The 16,380-nt window shown below is 72.7% G+C and carries 10 protein-coding genes; 7 read left to right on the top strand and 3 right to left on the bottom strand.

The window, feature by feature from the left end:
- Positions 1–24: 24 nt before the first annotated feature.
- Complete coding sequence (locus tag ABEB09_RS05465) at positions 25–2,370, top strand: SpoIIE family protein phosphatase (RefSeq protein WP_345687650.1); 2,346 nt, start codon at positions 25–27, stop codon at positions 2,368–2,370.
- A 217-nt stretch (positions 2,371–2,587) separates the two neighbouring features.
- On the opposite strand, the gene ABEB09_RS05460 is transcribed toward ABEB09_RS05465, so the two are convergent.
- Positions 2,588–3,517: a LysR family transcriptional regulator gene (locus tag ABEB09_RS05460; RefSeq protein WP_345687648.1), complete on the bottom strand. Its 930-nt coding sequence runs from the start codon at positions 3,515–3,517 to the stop codon at positions 2,588–2,590.
- Between the two features lie 139 nt (positions 3,518–3,656).
- Between ABEB09_RS05460 and ABEB09_RS05455 the strand changes: the two genes are divergently transcribed.
- Positions 3,657–4,049 (top strand): DUF4345 domain-containing protein, encoded by a 393-nt coding sequence (locus ABEB09_RS05455; protein WP_345687646.1) that lies wholly within the window; start codon positions 3,657–3,659, stop codon positions 4,047–4,049.
- Between the two features lie 69 nt (positions 4,050–4,118).
- Positions 4,119–4,397 (top strand): hypothetical protein, encoded by a 279-nt coding sequence (locus ABEB09_RS05450; RefSeq protein ID WP_345687644.1) that lies wholly within the window; start codon positions 4,119–4,121, stop codon positions 4,395–4,397.
- Between the two features lie 25 nt (positions 4,398–4,422).
- Here ABEB09_RS05450 and ABEB09_RS05445 read toward each other — a convergent pair whose 3' ends face one another.
- Positions 4,423–7,131: a SpoIIE family protein phosphatase gene (locus tag ABEB09_RS05445; RefSeq protein WP_345687642.1), complete on the bottom strand. Its 2,709-nt coding sequence runs from the start codon at positions 7,129–7,131 to the stop codon at positions 4,423–4,425.
- Positions 7,132–7,248: 117 nt separating this feature from the next.
- Between ABEB09_RS05445 and ABEB09_RS05440 the strand changes: the two genes are divergently transcribed.
- From ABEB09_RS05440 to ABEB09_RS05430, 3 genes are all read left to right on the top strand, one after another.
- The gene (locus tag ABEB09_RS05440; protein WP_345687640.1) at positions 7,249–8,193 is read left to right on the top strand and encodes an FAD-dependent oxidoreductase; all 945 of its coding nucleotides are present in this window, start codon (positions 7,249–7,251) and stop codon (positions 8,191–8,193) included.
- 102 nt (positions 8,194–8,295) lie between these two features.
- On the top strand, positions 8,296–8,793 hold the full coding sequence (locus ABEB09_RS05435) for a DUF2975 domain-containing protein (protein WP_345687638.1): 498 nt from the start codon (positions 8,296–8,298) through the stop codon (positions 8,791–8,793).
- The gene (locus tag ABEB09_RS05430) at positions 8,793–9,017 is read left to right on the top strand and encodes a helix-turn-helix domain-containing protein (protein ID WP_345687636.1); all 225 of its coding nucleotides are present in this window, start codon (positions 8,793–8,795) and stop codon (positions 9,015–9,017) included. Before ABEB09_RS05435 ends, ABEB09_RS05430 begins: the two co-directional genes overlap by 1 nt.
- Before the next feature lie 113 nt (positions 9,018–9,130).
- Here ABEB09_RS05430 and helR read toward each other — a convergent pair whose 3' ends face one another.
- On the bottom strand, positions 9,131–11,275 hold the full coding sequence (helR, locus tag ABEB09_RS05425; RefSeq protein ID WP_345687634.1) for an RNA polymerase recycling motor ATPase HelR: 2,145 nt from the start codon (positions 11,273–11,275) through the stop codon (positions 9,131–9,133).
- Between the two features lie 365 nt (positions 11,276–11,640).
- On the opposite strand from helR, the gene ABEB09_RS05420 reads away from it, so the two are divergent.
- Positions 11,641–16,326: an RHS repeat-associated core domain-containing protein gene (locus ABEB09_RS05420; RefSeq protein WP_345687632.1), complete on the top strand. Its 4,686-nt coding sequence runs from the start codon at positions 11,641–11,643 to the stop codon at positions 16,324–16,326.
- The last annotated feature ends 54 nt before the right edge of the window (positions 16,327–16,380 follow it).

Genomic DNA, 16,380 nt, shown 5'->3' with positions numbered 1-16,380 from the left:
ACCAAAGGGTCCATTCTTGGCGATATGGAGCGCATCGCCGCTGTGGCGATCGTCGATGCCCAGGGCATGGTCACGGGGTGGAGCGAGGGTGCCCGGCGGCTGACCGGGTACACGGCCGAGGAGGCCGTGGGGCGGCCGGCGGCGGACCTGTTCGCCGGGGACCCGCCGGGGGAGCCGGGCACCGCGCCACCCTCCGGCGTCGTCCTCCTGCGCCACCGTGACGGGCAGCGCGTCGACCCGGCCCTGCTGGCGTGCCCGGTGGTCGACGGCGACGGCAGCCCCCACGGGTTCGTCCTCACCGCCGTACCGCAGCCCGGCGAACAGGAGCCGGAGGCGGTACGGCCGGCCTTCGACCAGGCCTCCTTCTCGATGTCGACGTTCGACACGCACCAGCGGTTCCTGCACCTCAACGAGGTCGCCTGCGCCGTGATGGGCGCCGACGAGGAGACGCTGGTGGGGCGCTACTACCCCGACACGGTGCCTTACGACGACACCGCCCGCGCCTTCCTGCGGTATCTGTGCCAGGTGACCGAGACCGGTGAGGCCACGCGCTACCAGAGCTACACCAGGGCCCCCTCCGGCGGCCGCGAACACGCCTGGAACATCGAGCTGTGGCCCGTGCGCGCGGCGTCCGGCGACCTCACCGCCGTCGCGGTGGCGGCGTTCGACAGCAGCGAGCAGCACTGGGCCCGGCAGCGGCTGGCCCTCCTGAACGAGGCCGCCGCGGCCCTCGGCACCACCCTGGACGTGGGCCGCACCGCGGAGGAGCTGATGGAGCTGGTCGTCCCGCGCTTCGCCGCCTTCGCCAGCGTCGACCTGCTCGACTGGGTGCTCAGCGCGGACAAGCCCGAGGCGGCGGAGGGGTCCGGCCTCGTCCTGCGCCGCATCGCGCACCGCTCGATCACGCACGGAACGCCGGAGGCCGTCGTCGAGCTGGGCGAGGCGGACACGTATCCGGCGCACTCCCCGCCCGCCCGGGCGCTGCGGGCGGGGCGGGCGGTGCTCAGCGGCACGGGCGACCCGGACTTCGACCGGTGGCTCGCCGGTCACGCGGCGCGCGAAGCGAAGCTGCGCGAGGCCGGAGCGCCCGAGCTGTCGCTGCTGGCGGTGCCGCTGCGGGCCCGCGGCACCACGCTGGGCGTCGCCGTCTTCGTCCGCACCGCGTACCCGGAGCCGTACACCGCCGACGACGCCGCACTCGTCGAGGAGCTGGCGAGCCGCGCCGCCGTCTGCGTCGACAACGCGCGCCGGTTCGCCCGCGAGCGTTCCACCGCCCTCGCCCTCCAGCACAGCCTGCTGCCGCAGCGGCTGCCGGGGCAGGCCGCGGTCGAGGCGGCGCACCGCTATCTGCCGAGCGGGTCCGTGGCCGGGATCGGCGGCGACTGGTTCGACGTGATCCCGCTGTCCGGCAGCCGGGTCGCGCTCGTCGTCGGCGACGTCGTCGGGCACGGCATCCAGTCGTCCGCGACCATGGGCCGCCTCCGTACGGCCGTACGCACCCTGGCCGACGTGGACCTGCCGCCGGACGAACTGCTCACCCACCTCGACGACCTGGTGATCCACCTGGCCGCCGACGAGACCGCCGAGGACGTCGCCGAGGTGGGCGCGACCTGCCTCTACGCCGTCTACGACCCGGTCGAGCGCACGCTCGCCCTGGCGAGCGCCGGCCATCCGCCACCGGTCCTGCGCCTGCCCGACGGGACCGTACGGGTGGTGGAGATGACCGCCGGGCCGCTCCTCGGCGTCGGCGGCCTGCCCTTCGAGGCGGCCCGCCTCCAGCTGCCCGAGGGCTCGCTGATCGCCCTCTACACCGACGGCCTGGTCGAGACCCGCGACCGCGACCTGGACGACGGCGTCGCCGAGCTGTGCCGCGCCCTGGCCGATCCGGACGACGCACTGGACGCCGTGTGCGACGCGGTGGTCAAGTCCGTCCTGCCGGTGCAGCCCGCCGACGACGTGGCTCTGCTGCTGGCCCGCACCCGCGCCCTCGGCTCCGGCCAGGTGGCCACCTGGGACCTGCCCCCGGATCCGGCCCAGGTGGCCTCCGCCCGCCAGTTCGCCACCGATCAGCTGACGGCATGGGGCCTGGACGAGGCCGCCTTCGTCACCGAACTGGTCGTCAGCGAACTGGTCACCAACGCCATCCGGTACGGCGGCGCGCCCATCCAGCTCCGTCTGATCCGCGACCGCACCCTGATCTGCGAGGTCTCCGACGGCAGCTCCACCTCGCCCCACCTGCGCCGCGCGCAGTCGGACGACGAGGGCGGCCGCGGGCTGCTCCTGGTCGCGCAGCTCACCCAGCGGTGGGGCAGCCGCCAGGCCACCGTCGGCAAGACGATCTGGGCCGAGCAGCCCCTCCCGGCCACCTGACCGTGCGGGCCGGGACCCGTCCACGTACACGTGACCCTCGTCGTCACCCTGTGGGGGCCGACGGACGTATGCCGGACCCCGGGCGTCGACCCGGCTCGGGAGATGGCCGAGCCGGCAAGGGAATTCGCCCCTGACGCACCCCCCCGGCGCACAGGCGGCGCTCAGGTGGTGCGCGCCCGCGGACGGGCCCGCCCGCCCTGCGACCCCGCGCGGGCGTTCAGGCCGCCCCGCTCCGCGCCCTCCGCGTGGACCACCGCGGGTCCGGATCTCCCGCGGTGGCCAGGTCGCCTGCCGCCTGGCGCAGCGCGCGCACGCCCGGTGTGTCCCGGCGGGCGGCCGCCCAGGCCAGGACGGCCGTGCACACCGGAGCGTCGGCCACGTCGACGTACGCGATGCCCGGGCGTGGGAACAGCTCGCGGCAGGCCGCCGAGACGAGCCGGATACCGTGGCCCCGGCTGACCGCCGAGATGCTCGCCTCGAACGTCGCCGCGGCATGGCCGGTGTACGTGACGGGCGTGCCGTCCGGCCGGGGATCGGCGGCCCAGAAGTCGCGCCACTCCCGGTGCACCGCGGGCGCGAGCCCCACCACCGGCAGGCCGGCGAGGTCCCGCAGGGACACGGACGGGCGCCCCGCCAGCGGATGGTCGTCCGGCAGGCACACGGCCTGCGGCTCACGCCCCATGACCAGCGTCTGCACACCGGGCGGCACGGGCGCGTAGCAGAGCACGGCGTCGGCACGGCCGTCCAGCAGCGCACCGGCCTGCTCGACGAAGTCCACCTCCCGCAACTCGACGTCCAGCCCCGGATGGCGCCGGCCGACCAGGGAGACCAGCTCCGTGATGACCGGCAGCGCGGTGACGTAGCACCCGAGGACCACGCGCCCGGTGACCGCGCGCCCCTGCTCGCGCACCGCTTCGTGCAGCGCGTCGGCCGCCTCGACCACCGCGCGTACCTTCGGCAGCAGCGCCTGGCCGGCGGCGGTGAGCTGCACGCGCCGGGTCGAACGCTCCACGAGCCCGACCCCCAGGTGCTCCTCCAGCCTTCCGATCTGCCGGCTGAACGCGGGCTGGCTGATGTAGAGGCGCCGCGCCGCCCGGCCGAAGTGCAACTCGTCGGCGAGCACGAGGAACAGCCTCAACTGATGCACGCTCGGTTCGGACGCCCCCGTCGGATCCATATCTGAAAGGCTATCAATCAGGCGCTGCGGCACATCAGTCACGCCTTCCCGTCGCCATCCGCCGTGACCAGGATGAACACGAGGAGAGGTTCGAGGAACGGGAGCCGACATGCGAGCACGCCGTACGTTTCAGGGAACGCTGATTCTGCTGGGTCTGGTGGTGCTGGGCACCGGGATGGTGGACATCGTCCAGGGGACGGCCGCCCTGCCCGGAGACCCGTACGCGGGCCCCACCCTGGACAGCAACTACCGCTTCTTCGCGGGAGTCTGGTGCACCCTGGGGATCGTCCTGCTCGCGGCGGTGCCACGGCCGGATCGCCACGCGCTGGCCGTGCGGGGGGCCTTCGCGGCCGTGTTCGTGGGAGGCGTGGCGCGTGCCGTCTCGTACCTGGCGGTCGGCTCCCCGCACCCCCTGCACGTCGCGTTCATCGTCGTCGAACTGCTGCTCCCGCCGCCGCTGCTGCTCTGGTACGGCCGTACGACCCGCACGGCCGCCGGCTGACAGCCGGGTGCGCGTGCGCGGCTGCCCGGGCGGTGGTCGACTGGGAGGAGACGACCGAGAGGAGCCGCGATGTACGTCCTCCGCATCGAACACGTGGTCCCGGACTACGCGGCCTGGAAGCAGGCCTTCGACGAGGACCCGCTCGGCCGCGCCACGTCCGGGGTGCGCCGCTACCGCGTCATGCGACCGGTCTCCGACCCCGGCCGCGTCATGATCGACCTCGATTTCGACGACGCGGAGCAGGCGCAGACCATGCTGACGCGCCTGAACGAGCTGTGGACCCGCGTCACGGTCGTGGCCGACCCGAGGGCCGAGGTCACGGAGGTCGCCGACACCGGCGAGTACTGAGCCCGCACGACGGCGGGCCGGCAGCTCAGCCCGGGGCGGACGGCGGCACCGGCCGGACGGCGAGGACGGCGATGTCGTCGTCGCTGTCGGCCCCGAGCCCGATGAGGAGCTCGTCGCAGAACACGTCGAGGGGTTCGCGGGCCAGGGCGGAGGTGTACCGGCGGAGCCGTTCCATCGCGTCGTCCAGGGACTCGCCACGCCGTTCGATGAGCCCGTCGGTGTACAGCAGCACGGTCGAGTGGGCCGGGATCGCGTCCGTCGCCCTGGGGCGCGGCATGTCGGGGTCCATGCCCAGCAGCAGCCCCGACCCTTCCTCCAGGTAGCGGGTCCGGCCGTCCGCGGCGGTCAGCAGCGGCGGCAGGTGCCCGGCGGAGGAGTGCACCAGTTCCCAAGGGCCGTCCGCACCGCCCTTGACCAAGCCGTAGATGCACGTGGCGGTGGCCTCCCGGTAGAGGGTGTGGTTCGCCATGTCGAGGCGGCGCAGGACCGTGTCCGGGGGCTCCTGGCGGTCCACGGCGATACCGCGCAGCATGCTGCGCAACTGGCTCATGGCGACGGCCGCGTCGAGGTTGTGCCCGGTGACGTCGCCGATGACGAGTGCCGTGTCCCCGCTGGGGACGACGAAGCTGTCGTACCAGTCCCCGCCGACCTGGGCGGTGGTGGAGGACGCGGCGTAGCGGGCGGCCAGCTGGAGGGGTTCGACCCGCGGCAGCACGGGCAGCAGCGAGCGCTGGAGGCGCTCGGCGATGTTCCGGGTCTCCTGGTACAGGCGTGCGTTGTCCACGCCCAGGGCGAGGCCGCGGCACAGGTCGTCGAGCAGGGGCAGGTCTTCTTCCGTGAACGGCTGTTCCGCGCCGCCGCGGGCCACGGTCAGGGCGCCGATGATCTGCCGGCGCGCCCGCAGCGGGGCGACGATCGCGCTGTGCGCGCCCAAGTGCCCGAACAGGTCGAGGTAGTGCGCGTCCAGGGGGCTCGACGACTGGCTCGGCGGCGGGGGCTCGGTGAGCAGCAGGGGCCCGGCGCCGCGCAGCGCACGGGCCAGCGGGCCCCGGGCGGCCTCCGTCACGGGCGGGAGCCTGCCCTCGTAGTCCTCGGGACACAGCCCCTGGGCGGTGCGGTGGACGACGCAGACCCGCTCCACGCGGGCGTCCTCCGCGAACAGGTCCACGGCACACCAGTCGGCCAGCCGTTCGGTGAGGATCCGGCCCGCACGGCGCAGGCCCTCGTCCAGGTCGGGGGTGTTGCTCAGCGCGGTGCCCGCGTCGGCCAGCAGGGAGAGCCGCTCCAGCGCCGACAGTCCCGCGTGGCCGCGGCCGGTTCTCGGGGCGCCTTCCAAGGCACCTTCCGTCGCACCGTCCAAGGCCCCCTCCAGGACGCCGTCGCCTTCGCCCTCCCGGACGGCGGGGGAGGCGCCGCCGCCCGGCTCCTGCGGCGCCGCCGACCGGCTGCGGCCGGGAGGGTGTGCCGACGAGAGGGGCGCGGCGGCTCTGGGCGCGAGCTGCGCGACGAACACGGTGCGGCCGTCGGCCGTCTCCTGGGTCTGGACGAACAGACGGATGGGGACCAGCCGGCCGTCGTGGTGCAGCGCCGGGAGCGGCACCGAGCGGCCCAGGATGCGCGGCTGCCCGGTGAGCAGCAGGGAGGTGAAGGTCACGAGATGGCGTTTGCGCAGGTGCTCCGGGATGAGCGTGGTGAGCGGCCGCCCGACGAGATCGTCCGCGCGCCAGCCCAGCAGGTCCGCCGCCGGTCCGTTCACCGCGACGATGCGGTTCCTCTCGTCGGCGGCGATGGTCGGCACCCTGCTGGACTGCACCTGCGCCGCGTCCCACGGCACCAGCTCGGAGGGGCTGGCGCCCGGTTCCCGCGGCACCACGGTCCACGCGGTGGCGTGTCCGCCGGCCAGCTGGCCGACGATCTGGTCGAACAGCCACTGGTGGAAGACCCGGCTCCGGGGAAGTGCCGGCAGGGTGAGGAGGCGCTCGTCCCGGGCCGCGTCCTCGGCCAGGTCGAGGACGCGGCGCAGGGTCTCCACCGCCGGCCCGGCGTCCGCCGGCAGCCACAGGGGCAGGGACGGGATCTCCTGCCCGGCGGGCTGCCGGCGCAGCGCGGCCGTCACGCACGCGCTGATCACATTGCTCATGTCATGGGCGGTCGCGAGGTCTTCTGGCGGTACGCCGAGGTCGTCCCCGGCGGCCACGGCCAGGATCGTCTCGCGCAGCAGTGTGTGGCGGTGCTGCTGGGACGCCGAGTACAGCGCGCCCGGCACGTCGATCAGCGTCACGCGCTCGCCTGACTCGGAAGGCGGCTCGGCGGGCCCCCAGCCGTCCGCCCGCGGCGGCGAGCCGCCGGGCCACAGCTCGAACCAGACCGTCTTGCCGTCCTCGCCCGTGTCGACGCCGTGCCGGGACGCCAGTCGCCCGACGAGGGCCAGTCCCTGCCCCGTACCGGCGTACGAAGGGCACTCCCGCGGCACGAGCCCCCGGTCGGGCCGCTGATCCGTCACGCGCACACGGACCGTGCCGTCATCGACGCGGGCCGCCGCCACCTCGACCTCCGTGCGGGCATGCAGGACGGCGTTGGTCACCAGTTCGCTGACCAGGAGCTGAGCGGTGTCCACCAGGTCCGGCGCGACATCGTCGAGAGCGGCCCGCACGAACCGCCGAGCCTCCGCCACACTCTCCGGCCGCCGGGGGAACCGTCGCGACGACGCCTCCGGGGCATTGAGGTCGCCCATGCCCTCAGTGTGCCGCAGGAGCCCCGACCTCGCGGCCACGCGCCGTCCCACGTGCGGCGGACGGGTGAGCGGGCAGGCATCGGCCGCCCGGGCCGGCGGTACTGGTGGAATACCACCATGCCCACCACCCCGTCCGGCCCCGGATCGCCGGGCACCCTCGAAGCCGCCCCCGTCGATACCGACCTGATCGTCATCGGCGGAGGCCCGGCCGGCTGCGCCGCCGCGCGCATGGCCGCGAGCGTGGGCATGCGCTCGTTCCTGATCGAGCCGGACGGCCTGTGCCGCGGCCTCGCCCGCATCCCGGCCCTGAACAACGTCCTGGGCGGCCACACCGGCGGCCCGGCCCTGGCCGACTCCATCACCACGGAGCTGAAGGACACGGACCTGTGCCACCTGGAACTCGGCCGCCGCGCCACGGAACTGCGCGCCCATGAGGACCGCGTCACCGTCACCCTGGACACCGGCGCCCGCCTCACCGCCCCGTACGCGATCGTCGCCACCGGTGTCGCCCCGCTCCGGCCCGGGGACGTCCCCTGGATCACCTCCCCGCCGGACCTCACGGTGCCCCCGCTCTGGGAGGCCGACCCGACGGCCGCGCGGGGCCGCACCCTCCTCGTCCTCGGCGGGGACCGCCCGATCGGCACCTTCCTGCGCGCCCACCCGACCGCTGGCACCCGCCTCCTCGTCGCGTACCCGGAGAGCGACGCCTACAAGACCGAGGAGATCCGCGACGACCCCCGCGTCAGGCTCCTCCCCGTCGCGCACCTGACCCTGCGGGGGACAACGGCCGAGATCGTGGACCGGTCCGGCGCGCGGCGCACCGTCATGGCGGACGCGGTGTTCCTCAGCCTCGGCAGCGCGCCCGCCGCGCCACCCGGAGACCTTGTCCACGACGCGACGGGCTACTGCCGCCCCTCCGCCCAGCACCCCCGCGTGCTCATCGCGGGCGACCTGCGCTCCGCCCGCTACCAGCGCGTCATGACGGCCATGGGCTCCGGCGCCGAGGCGGCCCTGCACGCGTACTACGCGACCCGGGACGTGCCGCGCGACGAGCGCCCGTAGCCACCCCGAGCGCAGAGCCACCCGCCGTACGACCACCCTGCCCCTTGCCTGATCTATCGAATATCGATAGATTCCGATCGTGAGTCGATCGAAGGAGGAGCGGTGGGAAAGCTGACGGTGCACACGCTGCGCGCCGTGCTCGTGGCGCTGCTGGCCGGCTCGGTGTTCGTGCAGGCGGTGATGGTGCCGCTGCTGGCCGTCGACCTGAAGGGACTCGACGCGGACGTCGCGCACCTGCGCGTCCCGCTGCTCGTGATCATCGTCATGGGCATCGTGACGGTCCAGGTCGTCCTGGTCTGCGTCTGGCGGCTGGTGACGATGGTGCGGCGCGGAACGGTGTTCTCCCACGCGGCCTTCCGGTACGTGGACATCGTGATCGGCGCGCTCGTGGCGGCCGCTCTCCTGGTGTTCGCGCTCGCGGTCGTCCTGGCGCCGGGCGAGGCGGTCGCACCGGGTATCGTCCTGCTGATCTGCGGCCTCGTCGTGGCGGTCCTCGGGGTCGCGCTCATCGTGCTCGTCCTGAGGACGCTGCTCGCCCAGGCCGTCGCGCGCGACGTCGAAGCGGCGCGGATGCAGGACGAGTTGGACGGGGTGATCTGATGCCGATCGTCGTCGACATCGACGTGATGCTGGCCAGGCGGAAGATGTCGGTGGGCGAACTCGCGGAACGCGTCGGCATCACCCCCGCCAACCTGGCGGTCCTCAAGAACGGCCGCGCGAAGGCGGTCCGCTTCGCGACCCTGGCCGCCCTCTGCGAGGCACTCGACTGCCAACCGGGAGACCTGCTCCGCTGGGAGCCGGGCGGTGACGCGGCGGAGGCGTGACGCACCCGTAGGGCGGCACGGTGTCCGTCACGGACGTGCCGGCTTTCCGGGCGCGCAGCGCCAGGACGTCGAGGGCCTCGCGGGCGCCGACCTTGTGGACCGCTTCCAGCGCCTCAGGGACGCGTGAGGACGACGAGCCGCTGGGTCGCCCGGGTCATCGCGACGTAGCGGTCGACCGCGCCCTCGATGCCCGTGCCGAAGTCCTCCGGGTCGACGAGGACGACCAGGTCGAATTCGAGTCCCTTCGACAGCTCCGGGGTCAGCGACCGGACGCGGGGCGTCGCCCGGAACGTGGGATCGCCGATGACGCAGGCGATCCCGTCGGCGTGCGCGGAAAGCCAGTCGTCGAGGATCGCGTCGAGATCCGTGACGGATCCGCGCACGACGGGGATGCCGCTGCTGCGCACGGAGGTCGGCACATTGGCGTCCGGGAGCGCGGCCCGGATGGCCGGCTCGGCCTCCGCCATGACCTCTTCCGGCGTCCGGTAGTTGATGCTCAGCGAGGCCACGTCGATCCGGTCGAACCCGATCCGCTCGAGCCGTTCCTCCCAGGACTCCGTGAACCCGTGCCGGGCCTGGGCGCGGTCACCGACGATGGTGAAGCTCCGGGACGGGCAGCGCAGCAGCAGCATCTGCCACTCCGCGTCCGTCAGTTCCTGGGCCTCGTCCACGACGATGTGCGCGAACGGGCCCGCCAGAGGTTCCGGGCCGGCGCCCGGCAGCGCGGCCTCGTCGATCAGGCTGTCCTGCAGGTCACGGCCGCGCAGCATCGTCACCGCGCCCTCGCCGTCGTCATCGGCCGCGAGGACGTTGTCGATGACGCCGGCCATGCGCTCGCGTTCGGCGGCCACAGAGGCCCTGTGCCGACGCCTGCGCAGCGACGCCTCCGGGTCGCCGAGCCGCTGCCGAGCCGCGTCCAGCAGCGGCAGATCGGACACCGTCCAGGCCTGCGCGTCCGCGCGCCACAGCTTCCGGACGTCGTCGGGCCCGAGCCAGGGAGCGCACTTGCGCAGATAGGCGGGTACGGACCACAGGTCGCCGACGAGGTCGGCCGCTTCGAGCAGCGGCCACGCGCGGTGGAGGGTCCCGACCAGCTCCTCGTCCTGCGACAGCGACCTGCGGAACGGATCGGGCGGGACATCGCCGTCGAGCTTGCCCAGCAGGATCGTGACCAGCTCCTCCCAGATCCGGTCGCGCGCCTCGTTGTGCGGGGTTCCCGGCTCCGGCGCATCGAAGGCCTCGGCCCAGTCGTCGGCGCTCAGCCGGATGTCGGCCCAGTCCGTCGTGACCGTCATCCCCTTGGCGGGCGGCTCTTCGTAGAACCTGACGGCCGTCTCGATCGCCTTCACCATGTCCGCTGACGACTTCAGACGGGCCACCTCCGGGTCGGCCTCGACCGCCGCTCCGGCTCCCTCGGCGACGAGGTCCCGCAGGGTGCAGGTCTGCACGCCCTCCTCCCCGAGGCTGGGGAGGACGTCGGAGACATACGCCAGGTACGGCTGGTGCGGACCGACGAACAGCACACCGCCCCGACGGTGACCGAGGCGAGGGTCCGCGTAGAGGAGGTGGGCGGAGCGGTGCAGGGCGACGACGGTCTTCCCCGTACCCGGACCGCCGTCGACGACGAGGGCGCCGCGCGATCCCGCCCGGATGATGGCGTCCTGGTCGGCCTGGATGGTGGCGAGTACGTCCCGCATCCGGTCCGAACGGGTGCCGCCCAGGCCGGCGATGAAGGCGGACTGGTCGTCGAGCGCGGCGTGGCCTTCGAGCCCGTCCGCGGTGAACACCTCGTCCCAGTAGTCGCTGATCCGGCCGCGGGTCCAGCGGTACCTGCGGCGGCTGACCAGCCTCATGGGGTGGGCGTGGGTCGCCGCGAAGAACGGCTCGGCCGCCGGCGAGCGCCAGTCGAGCAGCAGCCTGCGCCCCGCGCTGTCGGTGAGCCCGAGCCGCCCGATGTACACGGGCTCCGCGTCCTCGCCGACGATGCGCCCGAGGCACAGGTCCCAGCCGAAGCGGCGCAAGGCGCGCAGCCGGCCGGTCAGCCGGTGGATCTCCACGTCCCGGTCCATCGCCCCCCGGCCGATCCCGCCCGGCGCCCTGCGCGCGGCGTCGAGACGGTCGGACAGCTCGGCGATCGCCTGCTCCAGGCACTCCCCGGTGGCCGCGAAGTGCTGCTCGTCCCGGGCGATCAGCATCGGATCCGCCTTGGGCGAGAGGTGATCGGGCAGGTCGAACGCGCCGGTGGTCGGGGATGTCACGGCACCAGCTCCGTCAAGCGACAAAAACGAACGCACTTCGTGAATCTCCCGTTTCCGCAGGTTCTGGCATCGGACGGCGATTCTGCGGTACGACGGGGGCCTTGCCGCAAGCCCCCCAGTGCGCTATACGTTGAGAGTGGCAAGGGGCCGAGGGGCCCCTTTTTTTGTGCCTGTCGCCCGCCGTGGACGGGAAGTCGGACGGGCGGGCCGGCACCTCTTTCGCGAAGCGCCGATGCGCGGGGAGCCCCCTGCGGGACGGCCGGTTGGGCAGTGCGGAGGGAACCGGCTGAGGCTGCCGGTGCGTCATATGTCAAAGTGACCATCACACTTTTGACTTTGCGTGTGAGAACGGGGGCTGTTGCGTCGTGGGTTACACGATCCCAGAGGGCGTCGACACGATGCTCGACATCGTCGGTGTGGGCTGGCCGAACGTGGACGAGGACGCGTACCGCGACATGGCGGACTCGCTGAGGGAGTTCGCCGACGACGCGGACGACGATGCGGGGACGGCGTACGGGCACATACAGACCCTGCTCTCCACGGGCCAGAGCGAGTCGCTGACCGCCCTGGACACGCACTGGTCGAAGGTGCAGGGCAAGCACAAGGACCTCGCCAAGGCGGCCCGCGTGGTGGCCGGCGCGCTCGACCGGGTCGCCGACATCATCGTCGCCCGAAAGATCGCCGCGGTGGGCGAACTGGCCGACCTCTGCGCCACGGTGGGCATCACGCTGGCGTTCGCACCGGTGACGGCCGGCCTCTCGACGCTGCTGGCCGGCGCCAAGATCGCCGCGACCCGGATCGCGTTCAAGCGGATCCTGAAGGAGATGGCGGAGGCGGCCGTCGCCGAGATCGTCGCCACGCTCACCGAGCCCGCGGTGGCGGCGATCGAGAACATCGTCGCCGACCTGGCGATCCAGACCGCGCTGAACGCCGCCGGTGTCCAGGACGGCTACAACACCGACCAGACCAAGCAGGCGGGCAAGGACGGTCTCCAGACCAACTCCGCGGGCGGTCCCGGCGGTCCGGGTCCCGGCGGTGGCCCGAAGATCGACCACGACGCCCACGCCAAGGCCGGAACGCACCTGGCCTCCGTGCACATCACCATGAAGTCCCGGGCGGGCAGCAAGCTGGGCAAGGCCAAGGGCCACCACGGCCGGGCCAAGGGCAAGGACTCCCTCACCGCCGTCCTCGACAAGACCATCGAAGGCATCACCGAGAAACTCACCAAGGCGCTCGACGACTTGGGGGACCACGTCGGCAAGAAGGTCCCCGCCGCCCTCACCAGGAGCTCCAAGACGCACAAGAACACCGACGGCGACGTCCGCGACCGCATCAAGGCCATCGCCTCGAAGGACGGCAAGGACGAAGGCGGCCTCGACGGTCGCCGCCGCGGCGGCTCGGAGCCGGGACACCGGCGCCCCAAGTCGATGCGCGAGATGCTGGACCGCGCCCGCGAGATCGCGATGTCCCTGCTCAGCAGGCGGTGCAAGACCGACCCGGTGGACGTGGCCACCGGAGAGATGGTGATGTCCCAGACGGACCTGGTGCTGCCGGGCATCCTGTCCCTGGTGCTGCGGCGCACGCACATATCCAGCTACCGCTTCGGCCACTGCTACGGCAGCAGTTGGGCATCCACGCTCGACGAGCGCCTGGAGCTGACCGGCGCGGGCGCCGCCTGGGCGCGGGAGGACGGCTCCGTCCTGTTCTATCCGGCGCTGCCGGCCGAAGACGGCCAGGAGGTGCTGCCGCTGGAGGGCGACCGGCTGCCGCTCGTCTTCGTCGAGCGGGGAACCCTCGGCGATGTCACCTACGCGGTCACCGAACCGCGTTCGGGACTCGTCCGGCGCTTCACCGGCAACCCGTACCGCTCGGGCCTGTACTGGCTGAGCGAGGTCGAGGACCGCAACGGCAACGCCTACCGGATCAGCCGCACCGAGGACGGCCTGCCCGTCATCGTGAGCCACGACGCCGGCTACCGCGTGCGCGTCGGCACCGACTCCGAACGCGGAGTGGTCACCTCCCTGGACGTGCAGACCCCTGAAGGACCCGTGCGCGTCGCCTCCTTCGGCTACGACTCCGAGCGGAACCTCGAGTCCGTCGCGGGCTCGTCCGGTGTCCCCCTGCGCTTCACCTACGACGAGCACCACCGGGTCACCTCGTGGACGGACCGCAACGGACACACGTACACCTACGTGTACGACACCGCGGGCCGCGTGGTGGAGACGATCGGCCCCGACGGGGCCCTCTCCTCGCGCTTCTCCTACGACACCGAGGCCCGCGTCACCCGGTTCACCGACTCCACGGGCGCGGTGACCGTCACCCGGTTCAACAGCCTCGGCCAGACCGTCGCCGAGACCGACGCCCGCGGCCACACCGTGCTGTTCACCTGGGACCGCTACGACAATCTGCTGTCCCGGACCGACGAACTCGGCAACACCGCCGAGTTCGGCTACGACGAGCGCGGCGACCTGATCACGATGCTCCTGCCCGACGGGCGCCGCGCGTCGGCCGCGTACGACGAGCGGCATCTGCCCGTGTCGGTCACCGGCCCGGACGGGTCCGTCTGGCGCCAGACCTTCGACGACCGGGGGAACCGGCTGTCGGTGACCGCCCCGGACGGCACGTCGACCACGTACGCCTACGACGCGACGGGCGCCCCCACCACCGTGACTTTCCCCAACGGCGTGACGGAGCGGCGGGTCAACAACCCCGCCGGGCTCACCCTGTCCGCCACGGACTCCCAGGGCGCCACGTACACCCTCACCCGGGACGCGTTCGGGCGGCCCCGCGAGTCGGCCGACCCGGCCGGGTCCGTCACCCGGCTGGAGTGGACGGCGGACGGCCTGCTGTCCCGGCGCACGGCCCCGGACGGCACGACCGAGGCGTGGACCTGGGACGAGGAGGGCAACTGCCTCTCGCACACCAATGCCCTGGGCGACACGGTCCGTTTCGAGTACACCTGGTTCGATCTGCTGGCCGCCCGTACCGGTGTGGACGGGGCGCGTTACGAGTTCACGTACGACACCGAACTGCGGGTCACCGGAGTCCGCAACCCCCAGGGCAGGACGTGGGCCTATGCCTACGGCCCGACCGGACTGACGACGTCGGAGACGGACTTCGACGGCCGCACCACGCGGTACGAGCACGACGCGGCCGGGCGGCTCACCGCCCGCGTCAGCCCGTCCGGCCACCGCGTCACCATGGCCTACGACGCCCTCGGCCGGCTGCGCGAGAGGGACGCCGCCGGGACCGTCACCCGATTCACCTACGACGACGCCGACCGGCTGACCCGGGCCGAGACACCGACGTCCACCCTGACCCTGGAGCGCGACGCGATGGGCCGCCTGCTGGCGGAGACCGTCGACGGACGGACCATGCGGTTCGGCTACGACGCCCACGGTGAGCTGATCTCGCGCACCACACCGACCGGCGCCGTCACGTCGTACGCGTACGACGCGGGCGGCAACCGGACCCGCGTCGCGGTGGGCGGCCACGCCATCGACTTCACGCGCGACGTACTGGGCCGCGAGCTGACCCGCACCTTCGGGTCCGCCACCGCCCCGGTGGCGTTCGCCTCCACCTGGGACGACATCGGCCGTCTCACCTCCCAGACGGTGTCCACGGACCGGCGCACGGTCCGCTCCCGCACCTTCGGCTACCGCGCCGACGGGCTGCTCACTTCGGCGACCGACGAGCTGGTCGGGCTGACCACCCGCTTCGACCTCGACCCGCTGGGGCGGCCGCTCGGGGTGACCGTGGACGACTGGTCCGAGCGGTACAGCTACGACGCCACCGGAAACCAGACCGGCGCCGAATGGCCCGACCGGGCCCGCCACAGCGACAGCCGCGGGGAGCGGGTGTACGACGGTACGCGCCTGGTCTCCGCGGGCGGTCTGCGCTACGAGTACGACGACGCCGGCCGGGTCGTCCTGCGTCAGAAGAAGCGCCTGTCCCGCAAGCCCGACACCTGGCGCTACACCTGGGACGCCGAGGACCGGCTCGTGTCCTGCACCACCCCGGACGGCACGGTCTGGCGCTACACCTACGACCCCTTCGGCCGTCGTACCGCGAAGCACCGCATGGCCGCCGACGGGACCACGGTCGAGGCCACGGTCCTCTTCTGCTGGGAGGACACCCGGCTGGCCGAACAGACCGACACCGCGTCCGGCGTCACCCTGACCTGGGACCACGAGGGCTACCGCCCCCTGTCCCAGTGGGAGCGCCGCACGGTCGGCGACGCCGGACAGGACGAGATCGACAGCCGCTTCTTCGCCATCGTCACCGACCTGGTCGGCACGCCCACCGAACTCGTCGACGAACAGGGCGAGGTCGCCTGGTACAACCGCTCCACCGTCTGGGGACTCACTGCCTGGAACCGCGACGCCACCGCCTACACCCCGCTGCGCTTCCCGGGCCAGTACGACGACCCGGAGACCGGTCTCCACTACAACGTCCACCGGCACTACGACCCCGAGACGGCCCGCTACGTGTCGTCCGACCCCCTGGGGCTCGCCCCCGCCGCCAATCCGGCCGCCTACGTCACCAACCCGTACACCTGGATGGATCCCGAGGGGCTGATCGCCAAGGGGTGCACCGAGAACGGCGGCTGGTACGGCGGCCTGCTCCCGGCCAACGAGAAGGCGGACGGGACGCGGTTCCCCACCGCGATGGAGGTCAACCACATCCCGCCCAAGGCGGCCTGGAAGAACGTCATCGAGCCGGGCTTCTACATCGCGAACAAGCCGCACAAGAGGCAGAAGGTCAACAACGGCCCGGCCATTCGCATGGAGCGCGCCGACCACAAGAAGCTGAACAGCACCGACAACGACCTGGTGGCCCAGGCATGGCACCAGTGGCAGCGCGAACTGATCAGCCAGGGCCGGCTCACCGAGGCGATGCGGATGGACATCGACGACATCAAGCACAAGTTCCCCGGAAAGTACGACGACCACATCCGGGAGATGGTGGAGAGCCTGAAGGACAACAAGAACTTCCAGGAGATGCTCAAGAACCGGGGCTGGACGATCGACGAGGCCGAGCTGCTGCGATGAGGGCATCCCACATGCGGCACAGTGGACCGCGGCACGTATCGGACGGTTGGAAGG

This window comes from Streptomyces coeruleoprunus (genome assembly GCF_039542925.1).
Lineage (GTDB): Bacteria > Actinomycetota > Actinomycetes > Streptomycetales > Streptomycetaceae > Streptomyces > Streptomyces coeruleoprunus.
Note: the sequence above shows the minus strand (reverse complement) of the source record. Positions and strands in the feature narration are given on the sequence as shown.

What these genes read in the sequence shown, in the direction of transcription:
- ABEB09_RS05465 (WP_345687650.1), top strand. Translation starts at nt 25, where the DNA reads ATGGAGCGCATCGCCGCTGTGGCGATCGTCGATGCCCAGGGCATGGTC.
- ABEB09_RS05455 (WP_345687646.1), top strand. Translation starts at nt 3,657, where the DNA reads ATGCGAGCACGCCGTACGTTTCAGGGAACGCTGATTCTGCTGGGTCTG.
- ABEB09_RS05450 (WP_345687644.1), top strand. Translation starts at nt 4,119, where the DNA reads ATGTACGTCCTCCGCATCGAACACGTGGTCCCGGACTACGCGGCCTGG.
- ABEB09_RS05445 (WP_345687642.1), bottom strand. Translation starts at nt 7,131, where the DNA reads ATGGGCGACCTCAATGCCCCGGAGGCGTCGTCGCGACGGTTCCCCCGG.
- ABEB09_RS05440 (WP_345687640.1), top strand. Translation starts at nt 7,249, where the DNA reads ATGCCCACCACCCCGTCCGGCCCCGGATCGCCGGGCACCCTCGAAGCC.
- ABEB09_RS05430 (WP_345687636.1), top strand. Translation starts at nt 8,793, where the DNA reads ATGCCGATCGTCGTCGACATCGACGTGATGCTGGCCAGGCGGAAGATG.